The organism is Flavimobilis rhizosphaerae (assembly GCF_014852685.1).
Classification (GTDB): domain Bacteria; phylum Actinomycetota; class Actinomycetes; order Actinomycetales; family Cellulomonadaceae; genus Flavimobilis; species Flavimobilis rhizosphaerae.
Genome location: NZ_JACZDF010000006.1, coordinates 26,046 through 43,758 on the forward strand (window position 1 = coordinate 26,046; position 17,713 = coordinate 43,758).

Here is a 17,713-nt window from a genome sequence, read left to right on the forward strand (position 1 = left end):
GTAACGTCCGTTGGTGGCGGGCGCGCGTCCCGCGCGCCCGCCCGGTGAAAGGCCACCCTCATGAACGACAGCACCACCCCCACGCAGATCTCCGACCTCGCCGCGGCCTACGACGTGACCCTCACGGACACGCCGACGCCCCACGACGAGCGGGCAGCGGCCCTCGCCGCGCCCCGCTTCGGCACCGTCTTCTCCGACCACATGGCCCGTGCCCGCTGGACCGCCGACGGCGGCTGGGCCGAGCGCCGCGTCGAGAAGTACGGCCCGCTCCAGCTCGACCCCGCGACCGCGGTCCTCCACTACGCCCAGGAGATCTTCGAGGGTCTCAAGGCGTACCAGCACGCCGACGGCTCCGTGTGGACCTTCCGGCCCGAGGCCAACGCCGAACGCTTCACCGCCTCGGCCCGCCGGCTCGCGCTGCCCGAGCTCCCCGTCGAGGACTTCCTCGCCTCGATCGAAGCGCTCGTGCGCGTCGACCGCGAGTGGATCCCCACGGGCGAGGAGGCGAGCCTCTACCTGCGTCCCTTCATGTACGCGTCGGAGAAGTTCATCGGCGTGCGTTCGACGCTTGAGGCCGAGTACCTCGTCATCGCCTCGCCTGTCGGCCCGTACTTCGCCAAGGGGGTCAACCCCGTCTCCATCTGGGTGTCGCAGAACTACCATCGCGTCGGCGCCGGCGGCACGGGCGCCGCCAAGTGCGGCGGCAACTACGCCGCGAGCCTGCTCCCGCAGCAGGAGGCCTACGCGAACGGCTGCGACCAGGTCGCCTTCCTCGACGCCGCGACGAACACGACGCTCGAAGAGCTCGGCGGGATGAACATCTTCGTCGTTGCCGCCGACGGCTCGGTGTCGACACCGTCGCTCACCGGCTCGATCCTCGAAGGCGTGACCCGCCGCTCAATCTTGCAGCTCGTTGCCGACCGCGGCATCGAAGTCTCCGAGCGTGCAATTTCCCTCGCCGAGGTGCAGTCAGGACTGCGCGACGGCTCGATTGCCGAGATCTTCGCGTGCGGTACGGCCGCCGTGCTCACGCCCATCGGCAGGCTCGCGGGCGCCGACTTCGACCTCACCGTCGGTGACGGCACGTCGGGCGCGCTCACGATGTCGATCCGCGAGGAGCTCACCGACATCCAGAACGGCCGCCGGCCCGACCGGCACGGGTGGATGCATCGGCTCGTCTGACGCGGAGTTCCTCGCACGACGGAACGCCCCACTCGATGTGGACATGACACGCGAAGGCCCGGTTCCCCTTGAGGGAACCGGGCCTTCAGCCGTGAGGTGAGGAGCGGGATTGCTCAGACCTTCTTGATCGGAACGACCTTGGTCTTGTACGCAGGGGCGTACTTTGCCTTGGCGATCTTGAAGTAGATCTTGTCGCCAACTCGGAGGTTCTTACCCTTGAGCAAGACCTTTGAGCGGGTGAACTTCACCTTGAGTTTGCCCGAGGTGTGCTTGACGTACTTCTTTGCGCCCTTCTTCTTCACGTACAGGGTGACGAGCGCACCCCGCTGGTATTCCGGCGCCGTGATCGTGAGTTTCGCGGTCTTCCCGGCCTTCCACGACGGCGCGCTGAGAGACGTCGCTTTGGTGCTGAGCTTTGGGCTGGCGTTGATCGTGACCTTCTTGGTCACGTACTTCACGGTGTACACGAACGGCAACGTCGTTGAGTCCGTCTGTTTGACGGGGACAGTGATCTTGTAGACGCCCGGGGAAACATATTTCGAGACCTTGAGGACGAGAACATTCTTGCCCGCAGCCAACGTGTAGGGATACGAGATCGAGGGCTTGTACGGGTTCTTGACCAGTGACTTCACAACTGTCACGGAGGGGTAAGACGGCGAGTCGCCATACGGGGTATACCTGACTTTCAGTCCGTCACCGTTCGTGTCCGTATAGCTCGTGTCTGCTTCCGTCCCCGTGACGTTGACGACAAACTTATACTCCTTGCCCTTCGCAGAGAGCGCGTACTTCGACTTGAGGCCCGAGATCGTCAGACTCGTGAACGTGGCCTGAGCCAGTGGAGTCGTGGTCTCGGCCGGTGGCGTCGTCGTCGCCTGAGCGGGCGCGACGGCGACGAATGCGCCTGACAAAGTGAGGGCAAGCGCTGCGACCGCGGTCGTGGCGCGCCGAGTGAAGATGTTCATGGTTCCCCTGAGTCGGTCCGGTGGGCGCAGGCGCCCGCGAGTCGTGACGTGTGTTCCGCACCATAGGGCATCGGAAGTGTTTGCGCGCGTCGAAGGCGGTGAAGTCGTGCCGATGCGGCCGACATCCAGAATGGCCGGCAGGCTGATCGGCGCGAGTGAACGCACCGGCGCGCCTGATGCGGTGGTCGTCGCGCGACGTCGCAAGGAGAAAGGCCCGGTTCCCCTCGAGGGGGAACCGGGCCTTCGGCGTCGAGCGCGACCCCAGCCGTGCGGGTCGCGGCACCGCGAGGCCGAGGTCAGCGACGCTTGACGGTGACCTTGATCTTCGGTGTCTTGTAGCCGGGCGCGTATGCGACGCCCGAGACCTTGAAGTAGAGGTGGCCCGCCTTCGTGAGCTTCTTGGTCTTCAGCTCCGCCCTGGCGGAGTAGGAACCCTTCTTTGCCTTGAGAGTCTTCGACGTGATCTTCGAGTACTTCTTGGCACCCTTCTTCTTGTAGTACAGCGTGACCTTGGCGCCGTGCTGGTAGGCCGGGGTCGTGACGTAGAAGGTCGCGGTCTTGCCGACGGTCCAGCCGTAGTTGCGGAAGGACGAGTCGCTGAACGAGACCTTCGTGCTCGCGTTGATCGTCACGCGCTTCGTCGCGTAGCGGACTGTGTCTGTGTACTCGCGCGTGGCCGGGTCGTAGGAGCGCTGCGTGATGGGGATGCGGAGCTCGTAGACACCCGGTGTCGTGTAGCGGTTGACGACCAGCTTGTACGTGTTCTTGCCTGTCGTGACCTTGCTCGGGTTCTCGATGCGGGGCAGGCTGACCTGCGAGACGCGGGTCTTGACCTTGACGACGTGGGAGCCCTTGACCGCCTTCGGGTCGTAGGTCTGGTACCAGGCGCCGACGCCGTCGCCGGTGATGTCGGTGTAGCTGCCGTCGTCCGCCGAGCCCGCGACGTCGACCGTGAACGAGTAGCTGCGGCCGGGGTACGTGGCAGTCGACGTGGCGTACTTCGACTTGAGGCCCGAGATGGACGCGCCTGTGAACGTAGCGGGCGCAGCGTGCGCCGGGACGGTCGCGACGAGCGCGCCCGAGGCGGCGAGGGCGAGCGTCGCGAGCGTCGTCGCGGCGCGCTTGGTGAAGGTCTTCAATGTGTCCCCTGGTGTGATGCGGCGCGCCCGTGCGGGCGCGCGAATGGCACGTGCAGGGCAAACCTAGGGCAGAACGCTCGGGTGCGCGCGTTGAACGGGTTAAGGGTCACATCGTGGGACAGGCGGCCTCCGCCCGGCGTCGAAGGGCGCAGGTCCACCAGGTGGGCACCCGTGTCTCGGGCTCTGGGGTATGGCATCATCACTCTGTGACCTGCTTCACCCTCATCATTGCGTAGCGCGCCCGGCCCCGGCCCGGCGCGCAGACCTCCCGTACCTTCCGGGGGGTCTTTTTGTTGGTCACGACACCACGGTCGACCCCGACCACCGACACGAGGAGAGTCCCGATGGGCTTCGACGTCTACGACACCACGCTGCGCGACGGTGCCCAGCAGGAGGGCATGAACCTGTCCGTCGCGGACAAGCTCGCGATCGCCCCGCTGCTCGACGAGCTCGGCGTCGGCTACATCGAGGGTGGCTGGCCGGGCGCCGTGCCCAAGGACACCGAGTTCTTCGCCCGAGCCGCCAAGGAGCTCGAGCTGCGCCACGCGGTGCTCGCGGCGTTCGGAGCGACCCGCAAGGCGGGCGTCGTCGCGTCGCAGGACCCGCAGGTGCGCGCGCTGCTCGACTCGGGCGCACCCGTCGTCACGCTCGTCGCGAAGTCCGACATCCGCCACGTCGAGCGCGCGCTTCGCACCGACCGCGTCGAGGGCCTCGCCATGATCGCCGACACCGTCGCATTCCTCGTCAGCGAGGGACGCCGCGTCTTCGTCGACGCCGAGCACTTCTTCGACGGCTACCTCTTCGACCCCGCCTTCGCGCTCGACGCCGCCCGCGCCGCCGCCGACGCGGGCGCCGAGGCCGTCGTCCTGTGCGACACGAACGGCGGCATGCTCCCCGACCAGGTCACCGAGATCGTCGGCGCGGTGCGCGACGCCCTCGGACCCGACGTGCGCCTCGGCATGCACGCCCACAACGACTCCGGCTGCGCCGTCGCCAACACGATCGCGGCCGTCAACGCTGGCGCTGAGCACATCCAGGGCACCGTCAACGGCTACGGCGAGCGCACCGGCAACGCCGACCTCCTCACCGTCGTCGCCAACCTCGAGCTCAAGCTCGGCCGCCACGTCCTCGCGGGCGACGGGCTCACCGAGGCGAGCCGTATCGCGCACGCAATCTCCGAGCACACGAACATCTCTCCCTACGGCCGCCAGCCCTACGTCGGGGCGAGCGCCTTCGCGCACAAGGCCGGACTCCACGCGAGCGCGATCAAGGTCGACGCCGACCTTTACCAGCACATCGACCCGCGCCTCGTCGGCAACGACATGCGCATGCTCGTCTCCGACATGGCGGGGCGTGCGTCGATCGAGCTCAAGGGACGTGAGCTCGGCTTCGACCTCGCGGGCCAAAGTGAGCTGCTCGGCCGCGTCACACACCGTGTCAAGGACGCCGAGGCGCAGGGCTACACGTTCGACGCGGCCGACGCCTCCTTCGAGCTCCTCCTGCGCGAGGAGGTCTCCGGCACGCGCCTCAGCTACTTCACGGTCGAGTCGTGGCGCTCGATCGTCGAGCGTCACGGCTCGCGCGGGGCCGACACGTCCTCGGAAGCGACCGTCAAGCTCACTGCGGGCGGCGAGCGCATCGTCTCGACCGGCGAGGGCAACGGCCCCGTCAACGCGCTCGACCACGCGCTGCGCCAGGCGCTCCTGCGCGTCTACCCCGAGCTCGAGGAGTTCGAGCTCATCGACTTCAAGGTCCGCATCCTCGACAACTCCCTCGGCACCGACGCCATCACGCGCGTGCTCATCGAGACGACCGACGGCGAGACGTCGTGGTCGACCGTCGGCGTCGGCCCCAACCTCATCGAGGCCTCGTGGGAGGCCCTCACCGACTCGGCCGTCTACGGCCTCCTCAAGGCGGGCGTCGAACCCCGCTGACCCGCACGCTGCTGGACCACGTGCCGCACCACCCCGCCGGCACGTAGCCCCGGACGCCCACCACCGCGTCCCGGGGCACCGCGCGCCGCGCGACCTGGCCCACCCTGGCCACAGGTCGCGCGGCGCGCCCGGTTCCGGGAACGCCGACGTCCCGCCGCAGGCGGGACGACCGGGCGGGAGCGCCCGGCGGAGCACCGGGCGTGACCCACGCCACGGCACGGGCGTCCTCGCGCGGACGTAGTGTGGGGCCTTGTGAGAGGCGAATACAAGGTTCCCGGTGGCAAGCTCGTGGCGGTCGACGTCGAGACCGACGAGGCAGGTGAGAGGCTCGCGCGCGTCGCGGTCTCGGGCGACTTCTTCCTCGAGCCGGACACGGCTCTCGAGGACATCGACGCGGCGCTCGTCGGCATGCCGGCGACCGCCTCGGTCGCCCAGCTCGCGCGCGCGGTCGAGGGGGTGCTCGACGACTCGGTGACGATGGTCGGGTTCTCCGCCGAGGCCGTCGCGATCGCGGTGCGCCGCGCGCTCGGCCACGCGACGGGCTGGCACGACCACACGTTCGAGATCGTCCACGAGGGCCCGCAGAGCCCCGCGATGCACATGGCGCTCGACCAGGCGATCTCCGAGAGCGTCGACCGCGGCGAGCGACGCCCGACGCTGCGGATCTGGGAGTGGGGCGCACCTGCGGTCGTCATCGGCTCGTTCCAGTCGTTGCGCAACGAGGTCGACCCCGAGGGTGCGGAGAAGCACGGCATCACCGTCGTCCGCCGGATCTCGGGCGGCGGCGCGATGTTCATCGAGCCCGGCAACACCATCACGTACTCGCTCACGGTCCCGAGCTCGCTCGTCGAGGGCCTGAGCTTCGAGCAGTCCTACGCGTTCCTCGACGACTGGGTGCTCGGCGCGCTCGGCTCCCTCGGCATCGAGGCGACGTACAAGCCGCTCAACGACATCGCGTCCCCTGCCGGCAAGATCGCGGGCGCCGCGCAGAAGCGGCTCGTCGGGGGAGCGGTGCTCCACCACGTGACGATGGCCTACGACATCGACGCGGACAAGATGCTCGAGGTCCTGCGCATCGGCCGCGAGAAGATGAGCGACAAGGGTACGAAGAGCGCCAACAAGCGCGTCGACCCGCTGCGCTCGCAGTCCGGCATGGCCCGTGCGGACGTCATCGAGGCGTTCAAGGCCTACTTCGCGAGCCGCTACGACACCGTGCCGGGCGTGGTGACCGACGCCGAGCGTGCTCGCGCCGCCGAGCTTGCGGAGACGAAGTTCTCGACGGAGGAGTGGACCGCGCGCGTCCCGTGACGTCCGACGACGCGTTCGGACGCGCGCGGGCGCGACTCGACCGGGTCGTCGACTCGCTCGTCTGGAAGACCGAGGGCCTCACGGAGCGCGAGCTGCGCACGCCCATGACACCGACGGGCTTCACGCTGCTCGGGGCGCTGCGGCACTGCGCGAACATCGAGCTCGGCTACCTGGGGGACTGCTTCGGCCGACCGTGGCCGGGCGAGCCGTCGCCCGTGGCCGTGCCGCTCGACGCGTACGACGCCGACCCGCAGGCTGACTGGTGGGTGCCCGCCGCGGTCCCGGCCGCGACGGTCGTTGCGTTCGTCCGCGACGTCCACGCGCACGTCGCGCCGACGCTCGAGCGTGGCCCGGACGCTCCGGGAACCGCCCCGTGGTGGCCCGCCGAGCGATCGTCGACGACGCTCGGCCTGGTCCTCGATCACCCGGTGACGGACCTGCTGCGGCACGCCGGCCAGATGAACGTCGTGCGCGAGCTCGTCGACGGGGCGGTGGGCCTGGCCCGCGACGACGCCTGGAACGTGCCCGACGACATCGACTGGCCCGCGTACTCCGCGCGCCTGCGGGGGATCGCCGAGCAGTTCTGAGCGAACCGGGAGCCCCGGGCCCTCGCAAGGTCCCGGGGCTCCCGGCACGAGTGCGACCTCAGCCGCGCCGTGCGAGGACGACCCCCGAGACGACGGCGGTGACGACGAGAAGCCAGATCAGCACGGCCATCACGGGGGCGACCGGGGCGCCGAGCGCGAGCGCGACCGTCGCGACGCTCGTCGCTGGGATCGCGAGCAGGCCGGTCAGGGCGAAGGACCTCTCGGCGAGGCGCGTGTCGCGCTCGTCGGCCTGGCCGACGAGGGAACGCTCGGCCGAGGTGAGGCGCGACGGGTCGCGCAGCGCGCGGATGACGGTGAGGCAGAAGAGCACGAGGACGACGCCAGCGCCGGTCGCGGCACCCCGTGCCATCGAGTCCTGGCCGTTGACGGCGAGGACGAGGACGAGGGTCACGGCGGCGGCGAGGCCGGCGGTGAGTCCAGCGGCTCCTTTGGCGAGCGTCGTGCGGTCAGTCGTCGACATGGAAGATCTCCTCGATCGTGAGGTGGAAGTGGCGGGCGATCGCGAACGCGAGGGGGAGCGAGGGGTCGTACTTCCCGTTCTCGATCGAGTTGACGGTCTGGCGGGAGACTCCGAGCTCGGCGCCGAGCGCGGCCTGGGAGAGGCCTGTGGCCTCGCGGAGCGTGCGGACGTCGTTGCGCATCAGGGGCTCAGCGGGGTGGGGCTGGACATGACGACCTCCGGTGTCAAGGCTGCTTGATAGGTCAAGCGTGCTTGACATGTGAGGCGGTGTCAAGCCTCTTTGACAATGTGTGCGGGCGTCGAGGCGGGACGTGGTTGACGCAGCGCCTGCATACCGGGTATCTATAGTCCTGTCACGTCGACCATACCGAGTATGCAGGGGGTGCGGATGTCCGTCCGCCACGGGCTCATGGCCCTTCTCGCCGAACGACCGATGCACGGCTACCAGCTCCGCCAGGAGTTCGAGAGCCGCACCGGGGGCACCTGGCCCCTCAACGTCGGGCAGGTCTACACGACGCTCCAGAGGCTCGTCCGCGACGGCCTCGTCACGCCGGTGCCGCAGGGGGACGCCGGCGCTGACGAGGTCGCCGCGGACGACGCCGGGACGGTCGAGTACCAGCTCACCGACGCCGGTCGCACCGAGGCCGACGCCTGGTGGACGACCCCCGTCCGCCGTGGCGCACCGGCCCGCGACGAGCTCGCCATCAAGCTCGCGCTCGCCGTGACGGTCCCCGGCGTCGACGTCCGCGCCGTCGTCCAGCTCCAGCGCACCGAGACGATGCGCGGTCTCCACGACTACACGCGCCTGCGCTCGGCGACCCAGGTCGACGGCCCCGCCGAGCTCGCGTTCTCGCTCGTCCTCGACAACCTCGTCTTCCAGGCGGAGGCCGAGATGCGCTGGCTCGACCACGTCGAGGCCCGCCTCGCCCGAGCCGCGCACGCCCGCCGCACGACGCCCGCGGACGGCGCGACCACCGCGACGCCGTCGGACACCACCGCCGCACCCACCCGCACGACCGGCGACACAACGGCCGGAGGCCTCCGATGACCACTCCCGTCCTCTCCCTGCGCGCTGTCACCCGCACCCACGGGGCGGGCGAGAACGCCGTCCACGCGCTCGACGGCGTCGACCTCGACGTCCGTGCGGGCGAGCTCGTCGCCGTCATGGGGCCCTCGGGCTCCGGCAAGTCGACGCTCCTCAACATCGCGGGCGGCCTCGACACCGCCGACGCGGGCGTCGTCGAGATCGCCGGCACCCCCATGAGCGGCCTCGGCCCCAAGCAGCGCGCCGCGCTGCGCCGCCGCGAGATCGGCTACGTCTTCCAGGACTTCAACCTCGTGCCCGCGCTCACGGCCGCCGAGAACGTCGCGCTGCCGCTCGAGCTCGACGGCGTCTCCGCGCGCCGCGCGCGCAAGGCAGCGCTCGTCGCGCTCGGCGAGGTCGAGATCCCCGAGCTCGCCGACCGCTTCCCCGACGACATGTCGGGCGGCCAGCGCCAGCGCGTCGCGATCGCGCGTGCCCTCGTCGGCCGCCGCAGCCTCGTCCTCGCCGACGAGCCCACGGGCGCCCTCGACTCCGTCACGGGCGAGGCCGTCATGGGCGTCCTCCGTGCCCGCGTCGACGCCGGCGCCGCAGGCCTCCTCGTCACCCACGAGCCGCGCTTCGCCGCGTGGGCCGACCGCACGATCTTCCTGCGCGACGGCGTCGTCGTCGACGGGACCGGGCGTCGTGCCGACGCCGAGAGCCTGCTCGCCGCCTCGCCTCGCGGGGGCACTGCGTGACGCTCACCGCCGAGCGGCCCGCTCCTGTCGTCCCCGAAGATCCCGCCGGAGGGAGACGCTCGCGGGTCCCGTGGCGCGTCGCCGGGCGACTCGCCCGCCGCACCGTCCGGCGCAGCCGCGGCCGCACCGCCCTCGTCGCAGGCCTCCTCGCGCTCCCGCTCGCCTTCTCGACGCTCATGCTCGTCTCCTACGCCACGCAGTCGCAGCCCGCCGACCCCGCGGACCGCCTCGACGCCGGCGTCGAGGCAGAGCTGGAGTGGCGAGGTGGGCCTGTCCTCCAGTCCGGACCCGACCCCGTCGACGACGTCTCTCTCACGACAGAGCCCGAGGCTCTCACCTGGGAGGAGGGCCTCGTCCGGATCCTCGACGTTCTCCCCGCAGCCAGCGGGTCGGCCACCGGTGGTTGCGCGAGCGGCTACGTCCCCGGCAACGGCGGCGGCACGAACGTGTCGACATGCACCTACCTGCCGATCGGCGCGGGTGGCGGTGTCCTTGCTGGCCGTGCCCCGACGACACCCACCGAGGCGCTCGCGCCCGCAGGTGGCCGGTGGCAGATCGGCGCGACCGTCGATCTCGTCCTCGACGGGGCATCCGTGCCGCTCACCGTCATCGGCACGTACGACCCGGGTACCTACATGATCCACGAAGACCTCCGGGTCGGCGCCAGCAGCAAGACGCCCGCGCTCGAGGACGTCACCGTGAGGCTCACCTCTCCGGCCGTCACCTGGGCCGACGTCGTCCGGCTCAACGAGGCGGGTTTCGTGGCGGTCGCGCGCGCCGCGCTCCTCGATCCGCCGGCCGACGCGGACATCCCTTTCCTCGCCCAGGGGCACACCATCAGGTCCTACGACGAGCCCTCGAACGGCGCCGACCTCGCGGTCGTCACGCTCGGCCTCGCCGCGATCCTCCTCCTCATCGTCCTCGTCGTCGGCCCCGCCCAGGTCGTCGGGGTCCGCCGCCAGACCCGCACGTACGCCCTCCTCGCGGCGACCGGCGCCGACGCCCGCACCCTGCGCTGGATCGTCCTGCTCAGCGCCGCGCTCCAGGGGCTCGTCGCCGCGGTCTGCGGCATCGGGCTCGGGCTCGCCGTCGTCCTCACCCTGCAGGAGGTCGCACCCAACGTCCTCACCGGGAGCACGGTCGAGGTCGTCGTCCCGTGGCTGCAGCTCGCCGGGATCGCGCTCCTCAGCGTGCTGCTCGTCGTTGCGGCGGCGCTCGTCCCCGCCCGCACCGCGAGCAGGCTCGACGTCGTGCGCGTCCTCGCCGGACGACGTGGCGAGGCACCTCCGCGCAGGCGCACGCCGCTCGTCGGCCTCGGCCTCCTCGCGCTGGGGCTCATGCTCGGCGTCTGGGCGGTCCTCAGCACGTCGGCCGTCGCGGTCGTCGGCACGCTGGCCGCCGTCGTCGTCGGGCTCCTGCTGTGCGCCGGCGGGCTCGTCGCGGGCGCCGCGCGCATCCTCGCGCCGCGCACGTCGCTGCCCGTTCGGCTCGCGCTGCGCGACGCCGCCCGGCACCGGTCACGCTCGGTCGCGGCCGTCTGCGCCGTGACGGCTGCCGCCGCGACGCTCGTCGGGGCGAGCCTCATCGTCGCGAGCGACACCGCTCGCTACCAGGCCGCCCGGACCTTCGCCGCCGGTCACGGCGTCGTCGTCACGTACCTCGGGCACGAGGTCGTCGACGGCGCGCCGATGCTCGCTGACGTCGAGAAGGCCGTCCGCGCCACCGATCCCGGGGCCGGCACCGACCGTGTCCTCGCGATCGGGACGACGCGGCCAGGCTTCGAGGCACCCGTCCCGCTCTCGTGGGACGACGGCTCCGTCGAGGTCGATCCCAACGTCGACCTCGTCTGCCCGGCCTACCTGCCCGGTGCTGAGATGGCCGCTGACGTGGTCGACCGCCTCGTCCGTGAGGACCCTCGCTGCGCCCCCGGGATCGAGCAGCGCTACGGCACGGGATGGATGGCGCAGACGTTCGTCGACGACGGCACGTGGACCGGTGCGTCCGGGCTTGCGGACTCCGAGGTGATCGCCTCCGCGCTCGCCTCCGGCCGGGCCGTCGTCGCGGACCGTACGAACGTCCAGGACGACGGCACGATCCGGGTGCGCTACGTCCCCGCGACCGACGACGACACGGACACCGACGACGACACGGACACCGAAGGGACCGACACCGATGGGACCGGCGTTGCCGGCCCTGACGCCGGCGCCTGGACGACCGTGCCCGCGCTCCACGTCCCCGTGCTCGAACGCACCGGCTACAGGACGATCCTGCCGCCCGCCGTCGTCGCCGACCTCGGCCTCGCGAGCGTGCCTGTCGGCCTCCTCACGCGACCTTCGTCGCCGGACCGAGCGGCAGCCGTCGAGAGCGCCGCGAAGAGCGCGGCCGGGAGCCGTGGCTGGACGAACGTCGAGGACTTCGCGGAGAGCGGCAACCCCACGCTCACCGCGGTGATCCTCGGAGCATCGTTCGTCCTCGGCATCGGCACCGCGGGCCTCGTGCTCCTGCTCGTCGCCGGGGAGGCGCGAGCGGACCTCGCGGTCCTCTCCGCCGTCGGAGCCGCCCCCCGGACCCGGCGCCGCCTCCTCGCCGCCCAGGCCGGCGTGCTCGTCGCGATCGGCACGGCACTCGGGTCGGTCGTCGGGCTCGTCGGCGCCGCCGGGTTCGTCGCGCTCTCCGCCCGACGGAACGACGGGCTCGTCGACCCCACCTGGACGCTCGTCGCACCGTGGTGGCAGGTCGTCGGGATCGTCGTCCTCCTGCCCGTCGGCGCGTGGCTCACCGGCTGGCTCACCACCCGGTCGCGCATGCCCCGTCCGAGCGAGGTGCGGTAGGCCGTGGGAGCTTCAGCCGCGCGGCCCGACGATCGCCGTGCCGACGCGCACGATCGTCGCGCCTTCCGCGACGGCCCACTCCAGGTCGCCGCTCATGCCCATCGACAGCTCGGTCGCGCCCTGCGCACCCTGCGCGACCACCTCGTCGCGCAGGGCGCGCAGGCGCGCGTAACCTGCCCGGACCTCGGCCTCGACGGGGGAGTTGCGCCCGATCGTCATGAGGCCACGCAGCCGCAGGCCGTCCGTCGCGGCGACCTCGAGCGCGAGGTCGAGCGCCTCGTCGGGGGAGACGCCCGACTTCTGCGGCTCGCCCGACACGTTGACCTGCACGAGGACGTCGAGCGTGCGGCCGTCGCGCACGCAGCGCGCGCCGAGCGCCGCCGCGAGCGAGGTCGTGTGCACTGTCTCGACGCACGCGACGTGCCGCAGCGCCGCATTGATCTTGTTCGACTGCAGCGGGCCGATGAGGTGAACCTGGGGCGGGGCGTCGAGCACCTCGAGCGCAGGTGCCTTCGCGACGATCTCCTGGACGCGTGACTCGCAGAGGACACGTGCACCGGCCGCGACGGTCTCGAGCGTCCGGGCGACGTCGACGGATTTCGTCGCGACGGCGAGCGTCACCTCGTCCGCGGCCCGGCCGGCCGCCTCCGCGGCGGCCGCGACACGGTCGACCTGACGGGCGAGGGCGGCGGCGATGTCCCAGGTGCTCACGACCGGTCATCCTAGTGCGGTCGGTGCGGTCGGTGCGGTCAGCGGCGCGCGATCCAGCGGGGCACTCCGAGCCACAGCGTCGAGAGCCCCACGAGCACCGCACCCGCGGCCATGAGCCCCTCGACGCGCCCCAGGACGACGTCGAACACGAGCGCCGCGGCACCCGTCATGAGCAGCCCGACGAGCACGAGGCACGCGCGCGCGATGCGGTCACCCGCCTCGACGAGACGTTCCTTCTGCCCCTGCCGGAACAACGAGCGGTGCGCGCGCACCGGCAGCACGAGCACGCCCGTCGTCGTCACCGCCGCGACGACGAGCCCGAGGAACAGCGTCCGCTGGTACTCGTCGAGCGTGTCGAACCTCGCCTGGAACGGCAGCGTGAGGAGGAACCCCGTGAGGATCTGCACGCCCGTCTGCACGATGCGCATCTCCTGGAGCAGCTCGTCCCAGTTGCGGTCGGCACGCTCGACGCGCGTCTCGTCACGGCCGACCGACGACGACTGCTCCTGCGCGTCGTCGTGCGGCGTCCGACCGCCTGTCTGCCCGTCGGGCATGGTCACCACCTGTTCTTGGGCCGCACCGGGCGGCAGCCAGCATGACGCGCTCGCCCTCTGCGAGCGCGAGCATAGTCGTCGCTCGGCGCGAGCGCGCGGGTCGAAGCCGCCGCGGCTGTGCGCAAAGATAGGCGCCATGACAGTGCGACCCCCGGACGCCCCCGCGGACACCCCCGTTGACGGCTCTGCTGACGATGTGGCGGCCCTGGACGGCGGGGGAGCGACGACCCTCGTCGACGAGGCCGCCGCTCCGGGCGAGACGGCTACTCCGGGCGAGACGGCCGCTCCTCGCGAGACGGCGGCCCTGGACGAGACGGGCGCAGGCGCCGATCCGCGCGTCGAACGCCCGTCGCTGTGGCCCGCGGTCGCGGTCGCCGTCGTCGCGCTCGCCGCCTACCTCACGCTGAGCCTCGCCCGCTGGCACCGCTGGGACACGCCCAGCTGGGACAACGGGATCTTCGAGCAGGCGATCCGCGGCTGGGCCGGGCTCGGATGGCCCGTCGTCGACATCAAGGGTGACGGCTACATCCAGCTCGGTGACCACTGGTCACCGCTCCTCGTCGTCATCGCGCCGTTCTACCGGATGTTCCCGAGCCCCGTGACGCTCCTCGTCGCCCAGGCGGTGCTCGTCGCGATCTCCGTCGTCCCCCTCACGCACGCCGCGAGGCGCTGGCTCGGACGATCCGCGGGTCTCGCCGTCGGCGTCGCCTACGCGGCGAGCTGGGGCGTGCAGTCCGCGATCGACGTGCAGTTCCACGAGTACGCGCTCGCGGCCCCGATCCTCGCGTTCGGGCTCGCCGCCGCGCTCGACGGCAAGTGGCGCCGCGCATGCCTGTGGATCCTCCTGCTGCTCGGCGTCAAGGAGGACATGGGGCTCACCGTCGCGGGCTTCGGCGTCGTCCTGTGGTGCTGGGGCGAACGACGACGTGCATGGCAGATGGTCACTGCCGGGCTCGGCGGCATGGCGCTCACGCTGTTCGTCCTCATCCCGATCTTCAACCCCTGGAACCGGTACGACTACTGGGGCAAGCTCGGCGAGGAGGGTGCCGCAGGCGCTCCGCAGGGCCTCGCCGGGCTCGTCGACGGCGCGTGGCGGATCTTCACGAACCTCCTCGTCCCCGAGGTGAAGATCGAGACGCTGCTGCTGCTGCTCGTCGTCACGGCGTTCGCGGCGCTGCGCTCGCCGCTCCTGCTCATGATCGTCCCGACGATGCTCTGGCGGTACGCAGGGTCCACCGAGTACTACTGGGGCTCGACGTGGCACTACTCGCTCATCCTCATGCCGATTATCTTCGCGGCGACGATCGACGGCACGCGGCTCCTGCGCACCTCGTCGCACGCCGCGGCACGCGGGTTCGCGCGAGCCGTGCCCGCGCTCACCGTCGTCGTCGCGGCGCTGCTCGTGCCCCGCTTCCCGTTCGGTGACCTCGTCGACCCCGCGACCTACGAGCGCCCTGCCCACGTCGCGGCGGGCGAGCGCGCGCTCGCGTCGATCCCGGTCGGGGCGAGCGTCGCGAGCGACCTCGGGCTCATCGTCCACCTCACCTCGGACCGCACCGTCTACTGGATCGGCACCGAGTCCGACGTCCAGCCCGAGTACGTCGCGATCCGCACGTGGTCCGGCTGGGGCGGGAACCCGCCCGACGACGTCGCCGCGTACGCGGCCTCACGCTTCGGCGGCGTCTACGAGACGTCGTTCGACGACGGTGGGTACGCGGTCGCGCGACGCATCGGCTGAGGCGGCGGGCGCACGGCGTCGGCTTCGGCGTGGCAGGCGCAGGGCGTCGGCGTGGCGGGAGCGTGGAGCCGATGTCGGGGGCTGTTCCTAGGATGGTCGCATGCGCACGCTTCTCAACGTCATCTGGCTCGTCCTCGCCGGCTTCTGGCTCGCCATCGGCTACGCCGTCGCGGGCGTCATCTGCTGCGTGCTCATCGTGACGATCCCGTGGGGCATCGCGTCGTTCCGCATCGCCTCGTACGCGCTGTGGCCCTTCGGGCGGACGGTCGTGCGCAAGCCGGGCACGCAGGTGATGTCGACGCTCGGCAACATCGTGTGGTTGCTCGTCGCCGGGATCTGGCTCGCGATCGGACACGTCACGACGGGCATCGCGCTGTGCGTGACGATCATCGGCATCCCCCTGGGCATCGCGAACTTCAAGCTCGTGCCCGTGTCGCTCCTGCCGCTCGGCGCGGAGATCGTGCCGACGGACCGAGCCTTCGCGTGACGGACGCCGTGCAGAGGCCGCGCCGCGTGCTCGTCCTCGGGGGCACGGCATGGCTCGGTCGCGCCATCGTCACGGAGCTGCTCGCGGGAGGGTCCGACGTCGTGTGCCTCGCGCGCGGCTCGTCGGGCGACGTGCCCGAGGGCGCGACGCTCGTGCGCGCGGACCGGACCGAGGCCGGCGCCTACGACGCCGTGGCGTCGGAGGAGTGGGACGAGGTCGTCGAGCTCGCGTACCTAACCGAGCTCGTAGGTCCCGCGCTCGACGCGCTCGCGGACAGTGCCCGGCACTGGACGCTCGTCTCGAGCGTCTCCGTGTACGCCCGCGACGACGTGGCAGGGGACGACGAGTCGGCCCCGCTCGTCGAGCCGACCGACCCGTCCGACTACGCGCACGCCAAGGTCCTCGCCGAGCGTGCGACGTGCGAGAGGCTGAGCGATCGGCTCCTCGTCGTACGGCCAGGGCTCATCGTCGGGCCCGGCGACGGCAGCGACCGGTTCGGCTACTGGCCCGCGCGGTTCGCACGCGGAGGGACCGTGCTCGTGCCGGAGACGAGGCAACGAGCGGTGCAGGTCGTCGATGTCCGTGATCTCGCGGCGTTCGTCGTGCGTGCGGCCGTACGCGGTGTCGTCGGTGTCGTCGATGCGGTCGGGGAGCCGTGGTCGTTCGACGACGTGCTCGGGCTCGTGGGTGAGGTCGCCGACGCGCGTGCGACGGCGGAGCCGGGCGGAGCCGCAGCGAGGGAGGTGGTGGTGGCCGACGACGCCTGGCTGCTGGCGCACGACGTGCGCTGGTGGGCGGGACCACGGTCGCTGCCCCTCTGGCTGCCCGTCGAGGCTGTGGGGTTCGCGCGCCGCGCGGGAGTGCGGTTCCGCGAGCTCGACGGTCCGCGGACGACGATGCGTGAGACCGTCGAGCGGGTGCTCGACGACGAGGTGCAGCGCGGCCTCGACCGCGAGCGGCGGTCAGGTTTGCCGGCGCAGCTGGAGGCAGCGCTCGTGCGGGAGCTCGTCGCTGGGAAGGTCAGTCGCGACTGAGGGCAGCCGTCGTCGCGTCCGTGAGCGCGACGAGGTCGGCGGGCGCGAGCCCGACATCGAGGCCTCTGCGACCGGCGGAGACGTAGACGATCGCGTGGTCGAGCGCGGACTCGTCGACGACCGTCCGCAGGCGCTGCTTCTGGCCGAGCGGGCTAATGCCGCCAACGACATAGCCGGTTGCGCGCTCTGCAGCGGCGGGGTCGGCCATCTCGGCCTTCTTCGCGCCGACGGCGCGTGCGAGCGCCTTGAGGTCGAGTCGACCGTCGACGGGGACGACGCCGACAGTGAGGCGGCCGTCGGCGAGCGCGAGAAGCGTCTTGAAGACCTGTGCGGGTGGGACACCGATCGCTGCGGCGGCCTCGAGGCCGTAGCCGACCTCGGTCGACGGATCGTGCTCGTACGCGTGGACGGTGTGGGTGACGCGTGCGCGATCGAGGGCGACGAGGGCAGGCGTGCCGGACGGGGTCGATTTCTTGGCCACGGCGCAGGTGTACCGCGAGGGGGAGGCCGGCAGCAACTTCGACGCGTCGCGTGCGTGACGCGGCGTGCCCTGCGTGCGTGACTCGGCGTGCTCGGCGCGCGTGGCGGGCGTGCCCTGCGTGCGCGGCGGGCGTGCCCTGCGTGCGCGGGGACGAGCGTGCTCGAGCGTGCCGGCGACGGAGATGGCCGGTGGGCGCCCGCCGTGGTGTGGGGCACGCTTCGCGCAAGGGCGTCCCGCCGCCCAGGGGCGTCCCGCCGCGCACGGACTTTCCTCTGCGCACGTGGCTCTCCTGCGGCTCCCGGGCACGGACACGTCGCAGGAGCGGTCTTCCTCCGCGCACGGGGTGAGCTGGAGGTGAGATGTCGATCCCGGCGAGGATATCGAACAGGCGTTCGATATTCTGGGTATGTCGCCCCAGGTGAGCGACGCGGCGTGAGCTGACACGCGACGAGACGACGATGCGCAGGATGCAGCGCTGACGGGGGTGACGGCGATGGACTTC

The 17,713-nt window shown here is 71.5% G+C and carries 17 protein-coding genes; 10 read left to right on the forward strand and 7 right to left on the reverse strand.

Going from position 1 to position 17,713, the window contains the following annotated elements; genetic code table 11:
* Positions 1-60: 60 nt before the first annotated feature.
* On the forward strand, positions 61-1,182 hold the full coding sequence (locus tag IGS67_RS10780; RefSeq protein ID WP_192280780.1) for a branched-chain amino acid aminotransferase: 1,122 nt from the start codon (positions 61-63) through the stop codon (positions 1,180-1,182).
* Positions 1,183-1,295: 113 nt separating this feature from the next.
* Here IGS67_RS10780 and IGS67_RS10785 read toward each other — a convergent pair whose 3' ends face one another.
* Both IGS67_RS10785 and IGS67_RS10790 read right to left on the reverse strand, forming a co-directional pair.
* Positions 1,296-2,144 (reverse strand): hypothetical protein, encoded by an 849-nt coding sequence (locus tag IGS67_RS10785; protein ID WP_192280783.1) that lies wholly within the window; start codon positions 2,142-2,144, stop codon positions 1,296-1,298.
* A 296-nt stretch (positions 2,145-2,440) separates the two neighbouring features.
* A complete protein-coding gene (locus IGS67_RS10790; protein WP_192280786.1) occupies positions 2,441-3,283 on the reverse strand; it encodes a hypothetical protein in 843 nt (280 codons plus the stop codon).
* 344 nt (positions 3,284-3,627) lie between these two features.
* Between IGS67_RS10790 and cimA the strand changes: the two genes are divergently transcribed.
* The 3 genes from cimA to IGS67_RS10805 all read left to right on the forward strand — a co-directional run bounded on the left by cimA (position 3,628) and on the right by IGS67_RS10805 (position 7,112).
* Positions 3,628-5,217: a citramalate synthase gene (gene cimA / locus IGS67_RS10795; protein WP_192280789.1), complete on the forward strand. Its 1,590-nt coding sequence runs from the start codon at positions 3,628-3,630 to the stop codon at positions 5,215-5,217.
* A 252-nt stretch (positions 5,218-5,469) separates the two neighbouring features.
* Positions 5,470-6,525 (forward strand): lipoate--protein ligase family protein, encoded by a 1,056-nt coding sequence (locus IGS67_RS10800; RefSeq protein ID WP_192280792.1) that lies wholly within the window; start codon positions 5,470-5,472, stop codon positions 6,523-6,525.
* Complete coding sequence (locus IGS67_RS10805; RefSeq protein ID WP_192280794.1) at positions 6,522-7,112, forward strand: mycothiol transferase; 591 nt, start codon at positions 6,522-6,524, stop codon at positions 7,110-7,112. Before IGS67_RS10800 ends, IGS67_RS10805 begins: the two co-directional genes overlap by 4 nt.
* Before the next feature lie 58 nt (positions 7,113-7,170).
* Here IGS67_RS10805 and IGS67_RS10810 read toward each other — a convergent pair whose 3' ends face one another.
* On the reverse strand, positions 7,171-7,593 hold the full coding sequence (locus IGS67_RS10810) for a hypothetical protein (protein ID WP_192280797.1): 423 nt from the start codon (positions 7,591-7,593) through the stop codon (positions 7,171-7,173).
* Positions 7,580-7,774, reverse strand: coding sequence for a helix-turn-helix transcriptional regulator (locus IGS67_RS10815; RefSeq protein ID WP_192280801.1), 195 nt, complete (start codon positions 7,772-7,774; stop codon positions 7,580-7,582). The genes IGS67_RS10810 and IGS67_RS10815 overlap by 14 nt, the downstream gene beginning before the upstream one ends.
* Before the next feature lie 207 nt (positions 7,775-7,981).
* On the opposite strand from IGS67_RS10815, the gene IGS67_RS10820 reads away from it, so the two are divergent.
* Genes IGS67_RS10820 through IGS67_RS10830 form a run of 3 tightly spaced genes read left to right on the forward strand, consistent with a single transcriptional unit; the run spans position 7,982 to position 12,206 of the window.
* Entirely contained in the window at positions 7,982-8,641 is a 660-nt protein-coding gene (locus IGS67_RS10820; RefSeq protein ID WP_192280806.1) for a PadR family transcriptional regulator, read from the forward strand.
* Positions 8,638-9,375 carry an ABC transporter ATP-binding protein gene (locus IGS67_RS10825; RefSeq protein WP_192280809.1) on the forward strand — a complete coding sequence of 246 codons (738 nt, stop codon included), beginning with the start codon at positions 8,638-8,640 and terminating at the stop codon, positions 9,373-9,375. Before IGS67_RS10820 ends, IGS67_RS10825 begins: the two co-directional genes overlap by 4 nt.
* Positions 9,372-12,206, forward strand: coding sequence for an FtsX-like permease family protein (locus IGS67_RS10830; protein WP_192280813.1), 2,835 nt, complete (start codon positions 9,372-9,374; stop codon positions 12,204-12,206). Before IGS67_RS10825 ends, IGS67_RS10830 begins: the two co-directional genes overlap by 4 nt.
* A gap of 12 nt (positions 12,207-12,218) precedes the next feature.
* Here IGS67_RS10830 and IGS67_RS10835 read toward each other — a convergent pair whose 3' ends face one another.
* Both IGS67_RS10835 and IGS67_RS10840 read right to left on the reverse strand, forming a co-directional pair.
* Positions 12,219-12,917, reverse strand: coding sequence for a YggS family pyridoxal phosphate-dependent enzyme (locus IGS67_RS10835; RefSeq protein WP_192280816.1), 699 nt, complete (start codon positions 12,915-12,917; stop codon positions 12,219-12,221).
* Positions 12,918-12,955: 38 nt separating this feature from the next.
* Positions 12,956-13,471 carry a DUF6328 family protein gene (locus IGS67_RS10840; RefSeq protein ID WP_192280819.1) on the reverse strand — a complete coding sequence of 172 codons (516 nt, stop codon included), beginning with the start codon at positions 13,469-13,471 and terminating at the stop codon, positions 12,956-12,958.
* 136 nt (positions 13,472-13,607) lie between these two features.
* Between IGS67_RS10840 and IGS67_RS10845 the strand changes: the two genes are divergently transcribed.
* From IGS67_RS10845 to IGS67_RS10855, 3 genes are all read left to right on the forward strand, one after another.
* A complete protein-coding gene (locus IGS67_RS10845) occupies positions 13,608-15,209 on the forward strand; it encodes a DUF2079 domain-containing protein (protein WP_192280822.1) in 1,602 nt (533 codons plus the stop codon).
* 100 nt (positions 15,210-15,309) lie between these two features.
* Positions 15,310-15,696, forward strand: coding sequence for a YccF domain-containing protein (locus IGS67_RS10850; protein ID WP_192280825.1), 387 nt, complete (start codon positions 15,310-15,312; stop codon positions 15,694-15,696).
* Entirely contained in the window at positions 15,693-16,730 is a 1,038-nt protein-coding gene (locus IGS67_RS10855; RefSeq protein ID WP_192280828.1) for an NAD-dependent epimerase/dehydratase family protein, read from the forward strand. Before IGS67_RS10850 ends, IGS67_RS10855 begins: the two co-directional genes overlap by 4 nt.
* On the opposite strand, the gene ybaK is transcribed toward IGS67_RS10855, so the two are convergent.
* Positions 16,717-17,211, reverse strand: a complete 495-nt coding sequence (gene ybaK / locus IGS67_RS14025) for a Cys-tRNA(Pro) deacylase (RefSeq protein WP_328742452.1) — start codon at positions 17,209-17,211, stop codon at positions 16,717-16,719. The two genes, IGS67_RS10855 and ybaK, sit on opposite strands and share 14 nt — an antisense overlap.
* Positions 17,212-17,713 lie beyond the last annotated feature (502 nt).